The sequence below is a fragment of the Labrys sp. 22185 genome (assembly GCF_052045555.1).
Taxonomy (GTDB): Bacteria; Pseudomonadota; Alphaproteobacteria; order Rhizobiales; family Labraceae; genus Labrys; species Labrys neptuniae.
In genome coordinates, this window is the sequence record NZ_JBQEPH010000018.1 from 59,177 (window position 1) to 75,862 (window position 16,686).

General features: G+C 65.8%; 11 protein-coding genes. 3 read left to right on the forward strand and 8 right to left on the reverse strand.

Annotation, left to right across the window (positions count from 1 at the left end; translation table 11 throughout):
* Positions 1 to 160 precede the first annotated feature (160 nt).
* Complete coding sequence (locus ACTJKX_RS26740) at positions 161 to 2,932, forward strand: [protein-PII] uridylyltransferase (protein ID WP_376717716.1); 2,772 nt, start codon at positions 161 to 163, stop codon at positions 2,930 to 2,932.
* Between the two features lie 55 nt (positions 2,933 to 2,987).
* On the opposite strand, the gene ACTJKX_RS26745 is transcribed toward ACTJKX_RS26740, so the two are convergent.
* From ACTJKX_RS26745 to ACTJKX_RS26780, 8 genes are all read right to left on the reverse strand, one after another.
* Positions 2,988 to 4,343 (reverse strand): hypothetical protein, encoded by a 1,356-nt coding sequence (locus tag ACTJKX_RS26745; RefSeq protein WP_394313442.1) that lies wholly within the window; start codon positions 4,341 to 4,343, stop codon positions 2,988 to 2,990.
* Positions 4,340 to 5,683: a hypothetical protein gene (locus ACTJKX_RS26750; RefSeq protein WP_394313440.1), complete on the reverse strand. Its 1,344-nt coding sequence runs from the start codon at positions 5,681 to 5,683 to the stop codon at positions 4,340 to 4,342. Before ACTJKX_RS26750 ends, ACTJKX_RS26745 begins: the two co-directional genes overlap by 4 nt.
* Before the next feature lie 15 nt (positions 5,684 to 5,698).
* Complete coding sequence (locus ACTJKX_RS26755) at positions 5,699 to 6,817, reverse strand: trypsin-like peptidase domain-containing protein (protein WP_440727071.1); 1,119 nt, start codon at positions 6,815 to 6,817, stop codon at positions 5,699 to 5,701.
* 353 nt (positions 6,818 to 7,170) lie between these two features.
* Positions 7,171 to 8,196 (reverse strand): ABC transporter permease subunit, encoded by a 1,026-nt coding sequence (locus tag ACTJKX_RS26760; RefSeq protein ID WP_311939842.1) that lies wholly within the window; start codon positions 8,194 to 8,196, stop codon positions 7,171 to 7,173.
* 82 nt (positions 8,197 to 8,278) lie between these two features.
* The gene (locus ACTJKX_RS26765; RefSeq protein ID WP_394313437.1) at positions 8,279 to 9,817 is read right to left on the reverse strand and encodes a sugar ABC transporter ATP-binding protein; all 1,539 of its coding nucleotides are present in this window, start codon (positions 9,815 to 9,817) and stop codon (positions 8,279 to 8,281) included.
* A 21-nt stretch (positions 9,818 to 9,838) separates the two neighbouring features.
* Positions 9,839 to 11,314, reverse strand: coding sequence for a mannitol dehydrogenase family protein (locus tag ACTJKX_RS26770; protein ID WP_394313435.1), 1,476 nt, complete (start codon positions 11,312 to 11,314; stop codon positions 9,839 to 9,841).
* Between the two features lie 70 nt (positions 11,315 to 11,384).
* Positions 11,385 to 12,344 carry an ABC transporter substrate-binding protein gene (locus ACTJKX_RS26775; RefSeq protein WP_367623672.1) on the reverse strand — a complete coding sequence of 320 codons (960 nt, stop codon included), beginning with the start codon at positions 12,342 to 12,344 and terminating at the stop codon, positions 11,385 to 11,387.
* Positions 12,345 to 12,442: 98 nt separating this feature from the next.
* Positions 12,443 to 13,537 carry a LacI family DNA-binding transcriptional regulator gene (locus ACTJKX_RS26780; RefSeq protein ID WP_311939835.1) on the reverse strand — a complete coding sequence of 365 codons (1,095 nt, stop codon included), beginning with the start codon at positions 13,535 to 13,537 and terminating at the stop codon, positions 12,443 to 12,445.
* 256 nt (positions 13,538 to 13,793) lie between these two features.
* Between ACTJKX_RS26780 and ACTJKX_RS26785 the strand changes: the two genes are divergently transcribed.
* A complete protein-coding gene (locus tag ACTJKX_RS26785; RefSeq protein ID WP_394313434.1) occupies positions 13,794 to 15,236 on the forward strand; it encodes a DUF1800 domain-containing protein in 1,443 nt (480 codons plus the stop codon).
* 2 nt (positions 15,237 to 15,238) lie between these two features.
* Positions 15,239 to 16,471, forward strand: coding sequence for a DUF1501 domain-containing protein (locus tag ACTJKX_RS26790; protein ID WP_440727072.1), 1,233 nt, complete (start codon positions 15,239 to 15,241; stop codon positions 16,469 to 16,471).
* The last annotated feature ends 215 nt before the right edge of the window (positions 16,472 to 16,686 follow it).

Sequence of the window (16,686 nt, forward strand, 5' to 3'; positions counted from 1 at the left end):
GGTTCCAAGGGCCGGCTGGAAGCCGGCGGTCCCAGGACACTCTCCTTCCTAGAGCAAAGCGCGTTCAAGTGTGAACGCCCATTTGCTCTAACTCCTTGTTCCAACGCGTCTTTGCGATTCTAGGTGATCCGTCAAACCGCAAAACGCTATAAGGCCTGCAATGCTCGACAAGCCCGATCGTGAGCTTCACCTCGTCCTCGACCGCATGGCGCTCGAAGCCGAGATCGACGCCTTGGCGCTGGAGCATGAGGGCAATGCCGACGCCCTCAGGCTGGCGGTGGTCACCCTGCTCAAGACCACCCTGCGTGACGGCCGCGAGACCATCCGCACCTGGTTCAGCGAGGATCGTCTCGGCACGGCCTGCGCCCAGCGGCTGTCCTGGCTCGAGGACGAGATCATCCGCGCCACCTACGCCTATGTGACGCGCTACGTCTATACCACCCACAACCCCACGGCAGGCGAGCGCATGGCCGTCATCGCCGTGGGGGGCTATGGCCGCGGCACCCTCGCGCCGGGGTCGGACATCGACCTGCTCTTCCTGCTGCCGGCCAAGCAGACGGCCTGGGGCGAGAGCGTCACCGAGGCCATCCTCTATGTCTTGTGGGACCTCGGGCAGAAAGTCGGCCATGCCACGCGTACGATCGACGAGTGCCTGCGCCTCGCCCGCGGCGACATGACCATCCGCACCGCCTTGCTCGAAGCGCGTCCGATCCTCGGCGACATGGGGCTGGCGAGCGAACTTTCCGCGCGCTTCGACCGCGAACTCGTCCAGCTCACGGCGGCCGAGTTCGTCGCCGCCAAGCTCGCCGAGCGCGACGAACGCCTGATCAAGGCCGGCAATTCGCGCTACCGGGTCGAGCCCAACGTCAAGGAAGGCAAGGGCGGCCTGCGCGATCTCAACACGCTCTACTGGATCGCCAAATATGTCTATCGCGTCAGGGATGCCGCCGACCTCGTCGAGGCCGGCCTGTTCACCCGGCGCGAATACCGCCAGTTCACCCTGGCCGAGGACTTCCTGTGGGCGACACGCTGCGCCCTGCATTTCCTCACCGGCCGCGCCGAAGAGCGCCTGACCTTCGACATCCAGCGTGAGATCGCCGCCTTTCTGGGCTATTCGGATCGTGGCGGCCTGCGCGGCGTCGAGCGCTTCATGAAGCATTATTTCCTGGTGGCCAAGGATGTCGGCGATCTCACCGCCATCGTCTGTGCCGCGCTGGAAGCGCGCCAGGAAAAACCCAAGGCGATGCTGGATCGCTTCATCGCGCCTTTCCGCCGCAGCCAGCGCCAGGCCCTGATCGGCACCAAGGATTTCGTGATCGAGACGGGTCGGCTCAATGTCGCCAACGACCAGGTGTTCGCGCGCGATCCGGTCAATCTGATCCGCCTGTTCCAGCTTGCCGACCTGCATTCGCTGGCGTTGCATCCCGACGCGATGCGCCTCGTCACCCGCTCGCTCAAGCTGGTGAACGCTTCGCTGCGCGAGAATGTCGAGGCCAACCGGCTGTTCCTGGAGATCCTGACCTCGCGCAATGCCCCCGAGACCGTGCTCAGGCGCATGAACGAGGCCGGCGTACTCGGCCGCTTCATCCCCGATTTCGGCAAGGTCGTGGCGATGATGCAGTTCAACATGTATCACCGCTACACCGTGGACGAGCATCTCCTGCGTTCTGTCGGCGAACTCGCCGACATCGATCGCGGCGAGGGTGGCGACGAGCATCCCCTCGTCAACGAGATCATGCCGACCATCCAGAACCGCACCGCCCTCTATGTCGCCACCTTCCTGCACGACATCGCCAAGGGCCGGCCGGAGGACCATTCGCTCGCCGGTGCCAAGATCGCCAAGCGATTGGGGCCCCGCCTCGGCCTGACGCCAGGCCAGACCGACACGGTGTCCTGGCTGATCGAGCAGCATCTGGTGATGTCGATGACGGCGCAGTCGCGCGACATCTCCGACCGCAAGACCATCGAGACCTTCGCCGGCACCGTGCAGACGCTGGAGCGGCTGAAGCTGCTGCTCATCCTCACCGTGGCCGATATCCGGGCAGTGGGGCCGGGTGTGTGGAACGGCTGGAAGGGTCAGCTCCTGCGCTCGCTGTTCTGGGAAACCGAGTTGGTGCTGGCCGGCGGCCATTCCAAATCCGACCGGCGCGCCAGCGTTCAATTGGCCCAGGACGAACTCAGGGCCGGCCTGTCCGATTGGAGCGCGGCGGAGGTCGATGCCTATGTGTCACGCCACTACCCGCCCTATTGGCTCAAGGTCGAGCTGCCGCGTCGCCTGCGTCATGCTCGCTTCATCCGCGCCGCGCGCGAACGCGGCGAGACGCTCGCGACCGAAGTCGCCACCGATGCCTTCCGCGGCGTGACCGAGCTGACCATTCTCGCCCCCGACCATCCGCGCCTGTTGTCGATCATTACCGGCGCCTGCGCGGCTTCCGGCGCCAACATCGTCGATGCCCAGATCAACACCACCACGGACGGGCTGGCACTCGACACCATTTTCGTCAGCCGCGAATTTCCGCAGGACGAGGACGAATTGCGGCGCGCCGGCCGCATCGCCCAGGCGATGGAGCAGGCACTCACCGGCACCATCCGCCTGCCGGAAGCCGTGGCCAAGCGCGGTGCCATCAAGCCGCGGCAGAAGGCCTTCCAGGTCGCGCCCGAGGTGGTGGTCGACAATGAATGGTCGAACCGCCACACCGTGGTGGAGGTCTGGGGCCTCGATCGTCCCGGCCTCCTCTACGACCTCACCACGGCGATCTCGCGGCTCAACCTCAACATCGCCTCGGCCCATATCGCCACCTTCGGCGAGAAGGCGGTCGACGTGTTCTATGTCACCGATCTCACCGGGGCGAAGATTACGTCGGTGCAGCGCCAGGACAGCATCCGCAGCAATCTGCTGGCGGTGTTCCGGCGCGAGGGGAAATCGGGCTGAACGGGGCGGGGCCGACGCTGCGCAACGGCCTTTCCGTGATTTTTGAGCGAAGTCCCTATTGCAGCCTCTGCACCAGCTGCTGGTAGAATTTCTGCGAATCCCTGCCCATCGGAAGGTCGTTCTGGGCATTGGGGCCAACCAGGTCGGCGGTGACCACGCGGGCCCGGTCGCGCAGGGCCGACCAGTCCGGCAAGGCCCATTGGGCCTGCGTGATGGTCGAGAGGATATAGAGCACATTGTAGCGCCCCGTCAGCGTCAGGCTCTGGACGGCGGGCCGGGCCAGCATGTTGACGAGGGCGCCGACCAGCATGCGCTGGTCGTCGGGCGAGACCGTCCCGTCGCGCAAGGCACGCACGAGATTCTCCGTGGTCGCTCGCCGCACATCGCCGTCGGGACCATCGATCAGGTTGACATTGGCGAGCAGCTGCTCCCCGGCCGTGAGCTGGGGGACGGGCGGCGGCTTGTAGGCGCGGGACTGGTCGATGGCCTGTGTCAGCACGGCATTCGAATCGCGCAGATACATGTGCTGGGTTGGATTCGACGTCGGTGATGGCGTCTGAGCCAGCGCGACCTTGAGCTTGGCCTGGGCTTCCTCGAGCGCGCTTTTCATTGCCAGGAGCTGATCGTTGAGCTCCTTGAGTTCGGCTGCATGCTGAAATCGTTCGGTCTGGAGCCGAACGTCGGCCGCTAGGAAACGCTGGGCCCGTTTGTCATTGTCCGCCGACAATTCCTCGGCCTGCCCGCGCAGGCGATCGGCCTCCTTGCGCGCGTCGTTCTCTCGAAGGAAGGAGATGAGTGCCAGGATGGCAAAGGCAATGGACAGGACGAGCGTGACGACGAAGCCCATGCGAATATGGCGCGTCCGGCGTTCGGCCGCCGTGCTCGCGCTGACGAAGGCCTCGATTTCCGGATCCTTGTCGCGATATCCGGCGGCTTCCACCAGGGCATTGCCGGTGAGCAGGTAGCCGGGTGCCCGGTTCGATCGGCGCCACTGATAGGCCAGGGCGCCGATGCGGATCTGGGCGCGGGCATCCTGCGCCGTCCCTGCTCGCTTCGATCTCCTGGCCGGCGGCGTGCCGGCAGGCAAGGACGGTTCCGGCGAGTCGAGATAGGGCGCGAGCGGCAGGTCGAGATCCGGCCTCGCGCCGTTCGTCGACCAGGTCAGCAGTTGCGTGCTCCAATAGTCGATGATGCCCTGGGCCGCCTCGCGATCCTCCTCCTTTCCAAGCCGTGCCCCGGCGGCTGCGACTTCGCCTCGGAAAGCGGTGATGCGATCGCGAAAGGCCGAGATCGCCTCCGGCGTATCGCCATCGCGCTGGCTGCTGGACCTGAGCAGTTCGAGATGCTCATGGCTGATATCCGCGATGCTTGCAAAAGTCTGCAGCGGATGAGGAGGCATCGTCTCGCTCATTGCACGGCTCCCAGAATGTTCTTCAGGCGGTCGCTGATCTGGAAGACGCTGTCGAAATCCGCCTTCAGCCTGCTGTCGAGCGCGAAGAACTGGGCGCTGGCATTCTTCTGGAAACCCGAAAAGGAGCGCTGCAGGGCCCGGATCGCCGGGGCGCTCTTGAGGTTGAAGGCGGTGTCGCGCTGCGCGATCTCGACATCCTGCAGGCAGGCATCGATCTTGTCGCAATCCTCCCCGTCGACAGTCAGATCTGCCCGTTCCAGGCCAAGCGCGGCCAGGTTCAGCAGCATGGCCCTGGTCTCGGGCCAGAGGGCGGCGATCTCATCCACGATCAGGACGCCGGGATCGTCCAGGCAACTGGCGAGGATCGAGAGGTTCTGCTCCACCCTCTGTAGACGGTTATGTGTCGCGATCCGGCTCATCAAGGTGCGCTGCAGGGCGCCAAGGGCGCTGATCGCCTCATCGAGCGCTGCCTGCAGGCCGGTATCGGCTCCGCCGATTTCGACCAGGGCACCTGCCAGTTCCGGCAGGGGCAACTTGGTCGCTGCATCGAAGATGCCCTTGTTCAATTGCACCGACTGGCTGTCGCTGATCGCGGCGATCTGCCGGACGGCGATGAGCACCGGTCCCGGCCTGTCGGCATCGAGCCCCTCCTGGCAACGCTGTGAACTGCTTTCGAGGTCGTCGACCCAGGAAAGATCGAGACCGGCCAGGATCTCGTCCGCACCCGGCCTGGTGATCTGGGTGCGGATGGCGGTGACGGCGGCGCGCACCTGCGAAATATAGACCTGAACCGTCTCATAGCTGATCGGATTGTCCATGCTCGCCACGGCCTGCAGCAGGATGCGGGTGTGGTTGATCTGGATGTGATGAAGACTGTCATGCAGCCCCTTATAGGCGGCCAGCAGGTTGATGCGCTGGCCGATTTCGGCAAGCCGCTGCTTCGAGATGCCGGCCTTCTTGCGCACCTCGTCCTTGGCCAGATAGGCGGCGAGGCTGTCGAGCCCGGAGACGACGGTGCCGACCTGCGAGGCCACGCTCGGCGGTGCGGTCAGGGCATCGGGGACCAATTGCGTGACCAGCTCCCTGAACGCGGTGTTGTCGTTCTTGGCATGCAGCACGATGGCGACGAAATTCGTCAGGATCCCGCATTTTTGCGCCCAGTCGACGCAATCCCGGGCGACCTTGCGCCGGGGCTGTTCGGCAAAGCTTACCCCGGTGATGGCAACCGAGGTGCCGTAGCAGATCTGCATGAGGTCGCCGAGCTCGCGAAAGGTGCACAGGTCTCCGATGGCGTTGGAGATCGAGATGACGCTTTGAGGAGGAAGTGTGACGACGCCCATGCCGTTCTCCCTTCCTCAGGCCGCCGGGATTGCCGCGCCGAAGCCAGCTGCCTCGATATCGGCCCGGATCAGGCCCGCCGGGACACCCTGGTTGAATTTCGGCTCGCCCCAGGCCGGATCGCCGAAATGATGGAGGGCGAGAAGCTGCCATTCCATGCTCAGGCAGGGTGAGCCCGAGGAGCCCGGATCGGTGTTGGTGGCATAGCGCAGCCTCGGCCGGTCTGGCGGGGCGGGAGTGGGCAGGATCGCCTCGGTGTCGATCGCCAGCTTGACGGGGCCGCCATGGGGATGCTGGGCGATGATCAGCGGCGAGCCTTGGCCCATGGCCTCGTCCCGCTTCGGCAGGGCGAGCCAGCCGCGTTCGGCGCCGACGGTGCCGGCGAGCTGCAGCAGCGCAAAGTCGAGCTCGGTCGCCGAGGGCGGCGGCTCGTCCGGCGCCTCGGTCATTTCGGCCGGCGCATAGGGGCGATGATGCAGCAGCGCAGTGCCGGATAAGGCGACCGCCTCGCCCTCGTTGAAGGAACCGTCGGTCTTGCGGGCATAGTCGAAGCGGCAGGAAATGGCGGGCATGCCGTTCTGTCCGGCCGCTGCCTCGACGACATGCCAGTTCGTCAGCACGGCCTGCGGCCCGACCAGGAAACCGGTGCCGGCCGGGCTGCCGTCGATCTCGATGCGGCACACCCGGCGCAGCGTCTCGTTCATGCCGGCGACCCACAAGGCGGGATCAAGCATGCGCAGATGGGGCTTGATGTTGCGCTGCAGGCCGGGGCCCAAGGTCTCGGCGCTGGGCTGGGTGCCGCGATGATCCTTGTCCAGCACCACCAGGTCATAGGGGTTGGTCAGGGTTTCAGCCGCCGCTTCCGGCGCCAGGCGGACGATGAGTTGGCGAATATCGTCGCGATGCGGGCGGTTGACGTAGATCGCCTTGAGGAAATTGCCGGTCTGGCCTTCCTGTTCGAGGCGAATGACGAGTTCGCGCAGCACCGAGACCAGCGGCTGCCTCACATCGGTCCAGTAGACCTCGAGCTGGTCGCCGGTCGCCACATAGACGAAATTGCCGAGATCATCGAGATTGACGGTCGTCGACAGGGCCTTGGCCAGTTCAGAGACTTGCGCGCCTGTGAGCTTGTCCACCTTCGCCCCCTCTTGCCGCCTGGCGCTTGCCGCTCGCTCGACTATCCCGATGTCGGCTCCCGGCTGAGCGCCTGCTTGCTCGAGCTCCCTGCTTCGACGCGCCCTTGCGGTTCCAAGTATCTCCGTCCGATCGCAAGACGCTTTAGCATAATCGCGTGAGAGCGCCGTGAATCCCGGCAGGGGCTCGGCGGACTTCAGCCTGGGGCGGAGGACGTCGGGAGGACGCCACGGCGCCCGATGCGGATGCCGGTTTCGGTGAAGCCGGGATGGCAAGCGCCGCAACGAGAACCGCCTCCGTCACATATGCAACGGAGGCGGGGAAAGGCGCGAGGCGTGGAACTTGCCGCGTCGGCTCAGGTGCGGGCGCTGCCGGAGGAGCGCAGACGGTCGAGGGCGACGGCGCCGATGATCACCAGGCCCTTGATGATGAACTGCCAGATGTCGGACACGCCGATCAGGATCAGGCCGTTGGAGAGCACGGCGATGATCAGGGCGCCGATGAGCGTACCCCAGATCGAACCGATGCCGCCGACGAAGCTGGTGCCGCCGAGGATGACGGCGGCGATGGCGTCGAGCTCATAGGACTGGCCGAGCTGCAGGCCGTTGGCGGCATAGAGCTTGGCGGCGGACATCGCCCCGCCCAGGCCCGCCAGCAGACCGGAAATGCCGTAGACGATGAGCAGGATCGACCAGACCTTGATGCCCGACAGCCGGGAGGCCTCGGCATTGCCACCGATGGCATAGATGCGCAGGCCCAGCACTGTGCGGCGCAGGATCAGCCAGGACACCACCACCGTGGCGAGCGCGATCACCATCAGCCAGGGCACGCCGAAGATCGTGCCGTTGCCGATGAAGGCGAAGGGCAGGCTGGGATTGAAAATCGTCTTGTCCTCGCCGAACAGGCGGGCGAGGCCGCGCACCGCCGTCATCGAGCCGAGGGTGACGATGAAGGGCGGCAGGCGCATGAAGGCGATCAGCGCGCCGTTGACGAGGCCGAGCAGGCCGCCGGTCACCAGGGCGGCCACCAGCCCCATCATGCCCCAGCCCGGGATTAGCGAGACGATCAGGGCGATCATCGCCGAGGCTGCCAGCACCGAGCCGACCGAGAGATCGATGCCGCCGGTGAGGATGACGAAGGTCATGCCGGCGGCGAGCACGGTGTTGATCGAGGCCTGCTGGGCCACGATCGACAGATTGTTCCAGCTCATGAAGCGGCCGCTGGCCCAGGACAGGCCGCCGGATTCGACATAGCCCGACAGGAGCTGGAACAGGATGGCGATCAGCACGAGGGCTGGCAGCATGCCCAGGCCCCGCAGGGTGCCCGACAGGGCGAATTTGCGGCGGGCGGTATCTGCGGTGGAAGGGTTGGTGGATGTCATCGCACAGTCCTGCCTGTCTTGTGGGCCGTGTTGTCTTGCCGAGATCTGCGGATACCCGATTGGAGGGTAAAGGCGGGGTGCTTCATGCCGCGTCCTTCGCGGCGGATGTCGCGATGGCCATGATGTTCTCCTGGCTGACCGCTTCGGCATCGGGGCCGCCGCCGAGTTCCCCGGCGATGTGGCCTTCTCGCATCACGATGACGCGGTCGCAGATGCCGACGATTTCGGGCAGTTCGGACGAGATCACCGCCACGCCGACGCCCTCGCGGGCCAGCCGGTCGATCAGGCGGTAGATTTCCGATTTGGCGCCGATGTCGACGCCGCGGGTCGGCTCGTCCAGGATCAGCACGCGCGGCTTGGTCTCGAGCAGGCGCGAAAGCAGGACCTTCTGCTGGTTGCCGCCGGACAGGCCGCCGACCGGCGCGTCGGGCGAGGCGGTACGGATGCCGGTGGCCTGGATCGCCTCGGCCGTGCGCCTGCGGCCCTTGGCGAGGTTGAGGAAGCCGCCGGCCAGGGCGTCGCGGGCGATCACCCCCAGATTGATGTTCTCGGCCACCGACATGTCCAGCATCAGGCCGAGCAGCTTGCGGTCCTCGGTGAGATAGGCAATGCCGGCCTCGATGGCGTCCTGGGGCGAACGGATGCTGACCTCCTTGCCATCGACCGAAATGGCACCCGATATCTTCGCATCGGCGCCGTAGACCAGGCGGGCAAGCTCGGTGCGGCCGGCGCCGACCAGGCCGGCAATGCCGAGCACCTCGCCTTCGTGGATGTCGAAGGAGCAGGGCTGGATGCGCCGGCCGTCGGCGATGTCGCGTACCGAGAAGATGATCCGGCCGCGGCTTTGATGGGCATCGTGCTCCTTCTTGTAGAAGGAGGAGAGGTCGCGCCCCACCATCATGCGCACCACCGCGGCGGGAGTGATCGCCTCGCGGTCCAAGGTGCCGACATAGGTGCCGTCGCGCAGCACCGAAACGCGATCGGAAAGCTCGTAGACCTCTTTCATGCGGTGGCTGATATAGACGATGGCGAGCCCCTCCTGCTTGAGCTGGCGCACCAGAGCGAACAGCCGCTCGGTCTCGCGCTCCGACAGGGTGGTGGTGGGCTCGTCCATGATCAGCACGCGGGAACGGGCATGCACGGCGCGGGCGATCTCCACCAGCTGGCGTTCGGCGATCGAGAGCTCGGCCACCTTGTCGCGCGCCGTGAAGGTGGCGCCGAGGCGCTGCAGCACGCTTTCGACGCCGGCAATCATGGCGCCGCGGTCGATCAGGCCGGCCCGGCTCGGTTCGCGGCCGAGATAGATATTCTCGGCCACGGTGAGGTTGGGCGCGAGGGCAAGCTCCTGGTAGATGATGGCGATGCCCAATTGCTTGGCCGCCATCGGCCCGGAGATCGCCACCTTCTGGCCATCGATCAGGATTTCCGAGCCCTCATCTGGCGTGTAGGCGCCGGAGAGGATCTTCATCAGGGTCGATTTGCCGGCACCATTCTCGCCCATCAAGGCATGGATCTCGCCGAGCTTGACGTCGAGCGACACGTTCTTGAGGGCCTGGACCCGGCCGAACGTCTTGGAAACATTGCGCATTTCCAGGAAGGGATGCGTCTGGCCTGGGTTCATCCTGCCCCCGTTTTCATGCTGTTATTTCAGCAGTTGCGCCAATGTTGCAGCTGTTCCCTGGCTTGCCAATGATTTTGACTGGATTTGGTAAGCGGCGACGAAGGCCGGGCTCTGGCGCAGGCCGAGACCGGCAAAGGCCTCGATGTCGAGCACGGCCAGGGGATCGCCGCTCTTCAGCCGCTGCCAATCGGCTTCGCCGATGCGTGGCTCGAAGATGTCGAAGGCTATGCCCCGATCGTCCATGCCGCCGAGATAGCGGGCAAAGCAGGCAAGCAGGAAGGCTTCGCGCGCAAGGTCCGAGCCGCCAGCGATCAGCTGGCCGATGGTCTTGCCGTGGAAGACCACGATCTTGGAGGCGCCATCGCCGGCCACCCGGAGGAGCTGGTCCTTGATCGCGGGATTGGCGAAACGCTCGATCACCGTGTCGGTGAAAGCCGTCGTCGAATAGCCGGCGGGCGGTTCGACGAGACGGCGGGCATCGCGCTCCCAGAAGGTGCGGAGAAGGCGGGGAATGTCGGGATGGCGCATGCCTTCGTCGACCAGGCGGGCACCCATCAGCAGGGACGGGTAGCACATCAGCATATGGGCGGCATTGGACAGCCTGCCCTTCACCGCGACATAGGCCGGCACCTCACTGCTGAACACCACGCCGGCCCGTTCGAGCTCGGGGCGGCCGGCACAGAAACGGTCCTCCACCACCCAGCTCGTATAGGGTTCGCAGGTGGCGGCGACGAGATCCTCGACGCCGATGCCGGCGGTGATGCGCCGGCGCTCATCCTCCGGCACCTGCGGCGCAATGCGGTCGACCATCGAGTTGGGGAAGGCGCCGTTCGCTTCGATCCAGTCGGCGAGGCCGGGATCGAGGGCACGGGCAAAACCGAGCACGGCAAGGCGCGAGGTGTCGCCGTTGCGGGCGAGGTTGTCGCAGGACATCACGGTGAAGGGCGGCAGGCCGGCCTGGCGCCGGCGTGCCAGCGCGGCCACGATATAGCCGAACACCGTCCGCAGCGGCCCGCCCTCGAGGTCGTGGCGGATGTCGGGCGCGTCGAGGCGGAAGGCGCCGCTCGTTTCGTCGATGTTGTAGCCGCCCTCGGTGATGGTGAGCGAGACGATGCGGGTGGCGGGATCGGCGAGGCGGGCGAGCACGGCTTCGGGATCGGCCGGGGCATGCAGATAGTCGATCATCGCGCCGACGATCTGCGTTTCCTTCGGGGCCGGGGAGGTGAGCTGCGTCACCGTGTACAGATTGTCCTGCCGGCGATAGGCTTCGGCCTTGGCCCGTGCGGCGGGACCGTCGGTCAGGCCCACGCCGCAGATCGCCCACCCCTCTTGCCCGGGATGATGCAGGCAGGCCTCGATGGCGATGGCCTGGTGCACGCGGTGAAAATTGCCGACCCCGAAATGCACGATCCCGGCCCGCAGCCGGCTGCGATCATAGGTCGGCCGGGTCACGGTCGGGCCGAACGAGGCGAGTGTCGATGTCTTGAGCGGGAGCATGGCCTGTACTTTCAGGAGTTGAAATGGCCTCCTCGGGCAGGAGGAGGCCATCTTGGACCAGACGGCGACGTCAGTCGTCGTGCTTGGCATTCCATCCCTTGTAGTCGCCGACATTCTCGCGGGTGACCAGTGCGGAGGGAATCAGGATGACCGGTTTCTCGGGCTTCTTGCCGTTGACCAGGTCCATCGCGGTCTGCGCCGAGACCTTGGGAATGGCGTAGAAATCCTGGCTGGCGGAAGCCTTGATCATGTCCAGCGCCGGATCCTTCAAGGCAGCCTCGATATCCGGCGAGCCGTCGACCGAAGTGATGAAGAACTCGCTGCGGCCGGCCTGCTTGGCGGCGAGCGCCGTGCCGATGGCCTGCGGATCGTTGATGGTGAAGATCGCGTCGATCTTGGGGAAGCGCGTCAGGTAGCCCTGGGCCACCGCCATGCCGCCGTCGCGCGAGCCCTTGCCGTCCTGGTCGTCCGACAGGATCTTGATGTCTGGATATTTGGCCAGGACCTGCTTGCAGCCCACCACGCGGTCGATCACCGAGGAGACCTGCGGCCCGTTCTGGATGACGACATTGCCGGCGCCCTTGAGCTTGTCCGCGATGTACTGGCAGGAAACGCTGCCGGCCATGATGTTGTCGGTCATCACGATGGCGTCGGCGCCCTCGGCGCCGGTGTCGAAGGCAATGACGGGGATGCCAGCCGCCTGGGCCTTCTTGATCGCCGGCGTGATCGCCTTGGGGTCACCGGGGTTGAGCAGGATGAAATCGGCACCGGCCGCGATGAAATTATCGATCTGGTTGACCTGCTTGCCGAGATCGTAGTCGTAGCCGACGGTGGTCACCTGCGCCTGGGGATAGGCCTTCTTGATGATCCGGGTCGCCGTGTTGGCGATGATCACGAAGCCGGGATTACCGAGCGATCCTACCGATATGCCGACCGTCTTGACCTCCTTGGCCAGGGCAGGGGCCGATAGGCCCGTGACCAGGGCCGCGCCGGCCATGGCGATGCCGGCGAGGCATTTCAAAGCCTTCATGATTTCCTCCTAATGAATGAGATCGATCTCATTTTATTATAAAAACTTATAACTCAAATGATGCACGAGAAGGCAGGTCTGTCAACGCTGGTCCGCGATCAAGGCGCGAGATCGAAGACCGATTCCCGGTCGATCAGGATGGTCGGCATCTCGACATCCCTGCCGGATTCGCCGCCCTGGATCTGCCGGACCAGCAAATTGACGGCTGCGCGCCCCATTTCATGGATCGGACGCTGCACCACCGAGATCGCCGGCGTGAGGGCACCCGACCAAGGCGATTCGTCGAAACTGATGAGGGCGACATCCCGCCCCACCGCGAGATTCAGGGCCCGGCAGGCAGCCAGTACCCCGATGGCGATTTCCTCGCATGTCGCCAGGATCGCGGTGGGCCGCGGATCGGCGCTGAGAATCGACGTCGCAGCGTCGATGATCATCTGGGGATTGTTCGGCGTGTAGCGCAGCCAGGCCTTCGGCAGGTCGAGGCCGGCGGCTGCCAGGGCTTCGCGCGCGCCGAGGACGCGATCGCGCGCGCTCGAGACGGCGCCCCGCGGCTCGCTCTGTCGATGCGAGGTGGCAGCTGCCGTCAAGACGACGAGGCCGATGCGGGTGTGTCTGCGGGCGATGAACAATTCCACGGCTTCGCGGGCGCCGCCGCGATCATCCGTGGTCACTGCGCTGACCGGAATATCCGCGATGCGGCGGTCGAGCAGCACCATGCGTCCCTCGCCGGCGCCGGCCTTCTGCAGATGCTCGTTATGGTCGGGCGAGGACGGCACCACGATCATGCCGGCGACGCGCTTTTCCATCAGGGTCTGCACCGCCTCGACCTCGGTCTTGAGATCGTCGTCCGTGTTGACGATCAGGGTCTGGTATCCGAGGGAAGCGCAGGTATCGATGATGGCCCGGGCCGCACTGGCGAAGAAGGAATTGCTGATGTCGGCGAGCACCACGCCGATGACCTGGGTGCGACCTGCCCGCATGGCCCGGGCCGCTTCGTTGAGCCGGTAGTTCAGCGTCCGGGCCGCCGCCGCGACGCGCTCGCGCGTCTCCTCGGTCACCAGGCCATAGCCGCCGAGAGCGCGGGCCGCCGTTGCGCGGGAAACCTTGGCAAGACGTGCCACGTCCAGGAGGCGGGCAGGACGGGAAGGGCCGGCTCGTGGGCTTTCCTCGTCGGTTTTCTTGTTTTGGGTCATGCCTCTACTTGGTGCAGGAGGCTTTCTTTGGCCAAATTGAAAAGTATTCGCTGTCGCGGGAAGCCTGCCTACTCCCTTTACGGTAGAAAGGCAAACCATCCGCGTCTGCTGGTGGACGATGCTGCCCGGTCAAGATCAGGCCGTCGGTTGTTCAGCAAAGTTTGGAAATAGTCGGCCTTCTTAAAGTCATCGGATCGCCGCGATGACAGCGGACACCTCGCCGATACTGCTGCCACCCTGAATGGGGGAGGCGGTGGTGACGAAGCAGGACCTTGACCCTGCACGGGTCGTTTTCAATCGTTTCGGCCTGGGGCCTCGCCCCGGCGACCTGGCGAGGCTGGGCGGCGACCCGCGCGCGGCGTTGCGGGCGGAGCTTGCCAAACCCGATATTGCCCTGATCCCGGTTGCGGCGGATGCAGACCGCCTGCCGGGCAGTGCCGCGGCCCTCCAGGCCGTCATGAACGAAAACCTGCAGCGCAGGATGGAGCGGATGACGGCGCCCGCCGCCGTCCAGATGGACCCGGAAGGCAAGCCCGCTATATCCGCCACTCCCGCCCCGCAGGGGCCGATGAAGCCGGAGCCTCCCGTCGAGGCCAGGCTTCTGAAGGCGGAAGCGCAGGCGCGCTTTGCCAAGGCGATGGTGGCGGAAATCGGCTTCGTCGAGCGCCTCGTCGCCTTCTGGTCCAACCATTTCTGCGTCTCGGCCGCCAAGGACAACATCGTGCGCGCGGCGGCGGGCGCCTTCGAGCGCGAGGCGATCCGCCCCTTCGTGCTCGGTCGCTTTGCCGACATGCTGGTGGCCGTCGAGCATCATCCGGCCATGCTCTATTACCTGGACAATCAGCAATCCATCGGCCCGGGCTCGCGGGCGGGGCGCAATCACAACCGTGGCCTGAACGAGAACCTCGCCCGCGAGATCCTCGAACTGCATACGCTCGGCGTCGGCAGCGGCTATAGCCAGGCCGACGTGACCGCCTTCGCGCGCATCCTCACCGGCTGGATGGTGGCGGGGCGGGAAGGGCGGCTCGGCGAGCCCGGCAGCTTCGTCTTCAATGCCAACACGCATGAGCCCGGCGACCAGGTCTTCTTCGGCAAGACCTACCCGGCCGGCGGCATGGGCCAGGCCGAGGCCGTGCTCAACGATCTCGCCCGCCATCCCGCCACCGCCCGGCATATCGCCACGAAGATCGCGCGCCATTTCATCGCGGACGATCCACCACCTCAGATGGTCGCACGCCTGGCGGAGACGTTCGCCAAGACGGATGGCGATCTTCGCGCCATCGCCGTGGCGCTGGTCAACGCGCCGGAAGCCTGGTCGCAGCCGCTGGCGAAGATGCGCTCTCCCCTCGATTTCGTTCTCGCCCTGCGCCGCGGTATCGGTCCCGGTTCCGAGGCCGATCCCGGGCAGACCCTCAATTGGCTGGCGGTGCTGGGCGCGCCCCTGTGGCAGCCGCCCGGCCCGAACGGCTTTTCCGATCTCGTCGATGCACAGGCCTCCCCGGCGGGCATGGCGATGCGCCTCGATATCGCCTCGCAGGCGGCGCGCCAGGCCAGGACTCTTGCCGAGCCTGCCGATCTCCTGGAAGCGCTCATCGGTCCCTCGGTATCAGCCGAGACGCGCCAGGCCGTCATCCGCGCCGAGTCGCGCCAGCAGGCGGTGGCGCTGCTCTTGATGGCTCCCGAATTCCAGAGGAGATAGCCATGAACTCACTATGCGAGCGTCCGCATCCCTCCCGCCGCGCTGTCCTGCTGGCCGGCGGCGCCCTGTTCGGCTGGGCCTATCTGCCGCGTTTTGCCCGAGCGGCCGGGACAAGGGATCCGCGCCTGGTCGTGCTCGTGCTGCGTGGCGCGATGGACGGGCTCTCGACCGTGGCGCCGGTCGGTGACCCCGATTATAGCGGATCGCATGGCGATATCGCCCTGGCGCTGGACGGGCCGCATCCGGCCCTGCCCCTGGATGGGTTCTTCGCTCTCCATCCCGCTATGCCGACCTTTGCCCGGCTGTTCCAGGCCCGGCAGGCTCTGGTGGTGCATGCCGCTGCCACCGGCTATCGCGAACGCTCTCATTTCGATGGGCAGGACGTGCTGGAGAGCGGCTTTCCGGGGCCGGGCCATACCGCGACGGGCTGGCTCAACCGCGCTCTCGCCGCCTTTCCTGCCGGCGACCGCGTCGCGCCGCAGGGCGGCCTCGCCGTCGGGCCCTCGACGCCCCTGGTGATGCGGGGTGCCGCGCCGGTGCTCGGCTGGGCCCCGCAAGTGCTGCCGGATGCGGGCGATGATCTCGCCGCGCGGCTTCTCGATCTCTACGACCGCCGCGATCCGGTCCTCGCCTCCGCCTTGCGCCGGGGGCTGGAGGCCGAACGCATGGCGGCCGGAGACGGCATGGGCATGACCAGGCGCAAGGGAGGTCTCGACAGTGCCGCCGGCATGCGCCAGGCCGCCGAAGGAGCGGCCCGCCTGATTGCGGCCGATGACGGGCCACGCGTGGCGGCGCTGGCCTTCGACGGCTGGGACACCCATGTCAATGAGGGCGGGGCGACCGGCCGGCTCGCGACCTTGCTTGGTGGTCTCGATGGTGCCTTTGCGGCGTTCGAGAGCGGCCTGGGGCCGCATTGGAAAGATACGATCGTGGTCGCCGTCACCGAATTCGGTCGCACTGCGCGCATCAATGGCACCGAAGGGACCGATCACGGCACCGGCACGGTCATGCTGCTGGCGGGCGGTGCGGTCAAGGGAGGGCGCGTCGTCGCCGATTGGCCGGGCTTGAAGATCGCCCAGCTTCACGAGGGCCGCGATCTCAAGCCGACCACGGATGTGCGCAGCGTGCTGAAGGGATTGCTGGCCGACCAGTTCGGCCTCTCGCCAATGGTGCTAGGATCGACTGTTTTCCCGGATTCGCTGCCGGTTCAGCCGCTGCCCGGACTTGTTGCCTGAACCGCAGGGATCGCAATCAAATCAGTCAATCGGTTCGAAATTGTGGCCAAATTCGGCGTCAACGTCACAAGAATTACTGATTTATTAGGAAGAAATATTTGAAATAAACCATTGTTGTTCATCTGGCTTTAAGGCATCAGCCGATATTTTACTGACAATGCTGGGGTAATCAAATCGGAGTTCCTGTTACAATGACGATGAAGATCTGCCTTTCA

What these genes read in the sequence shown, in the direction of transcription:
- ACTJKX_RS26770 (WP_394313435.1), bottom strand. Translation starts at nt 11,314, where the DNA reads ATGCTCCCGCTCAAGACATCGACACTCGCCTCGTTCGGCCCGACCGTG.
- ACTJKX_RS26775 (WP_367623672.1), bottom strand. Translation starts at nt 12,344, where the DNA reads ATGAAGGCTTTGAAATGCCTCGCCGGCATCGCCATGGCCGGCGCGGCC.
- ACTJKX_RS26765 (WP_394313437.1), bottom strand. Translation starts at nt 9,817, where the DNA reads ATGAACCCAGGCCAGACGCATCCCTTCCTGGAAATGCGCAATGTTTCC.
- ACTJKX_RS26790 (WP_440727072.1), top strand. Translation starts at nt 15,239, where the DNA reads ATGAACTCACTATGCGAGCGTCCGCATCCCTCCCGCCGCGCTGTCCTG.
- ACTJKX_RS26780 (WP_311939835.1), bottom strand. Translation starts at nt 13,537, where the DNA reads ATGACCCAAAACAAGAAAACCGACGAGGAAAGCCCACGAGCCGGCCCT.
- ACTJKX_RS26740 (WP_376717716.1), top strand. Translation starts at nt 161, where the DNA reads ATGCTCGACAAGCCCGATCGTGAGCTTCACCTCGTCCTCGACCGCATG.
- ACTJKX_RS26760 (WP_311939842.1), bottom strand. Translation starts at nt 8,196, where the DNA reads ATGACATCCACCAACCCTTCCACCGCAGATACCGCCCGCCGCAAATTC.
- ACTJKX_RS26750 (WP_394313440.1), bottom strand. Translation starts at nt 5,683, where the DNA reads ATGGGCGTCGTCACACTTCCTCCTCAAAGCGTCATCTCGATCTCCAAC.
- ACTJKX_RS26745 (WP_394313442.1), bottom strand. Translation starts at nt 4,343, where the DNA reads ATGAGCGAGACGATGCCTCCTCATCCGCTGCAGACTTTTGCAAGCATC.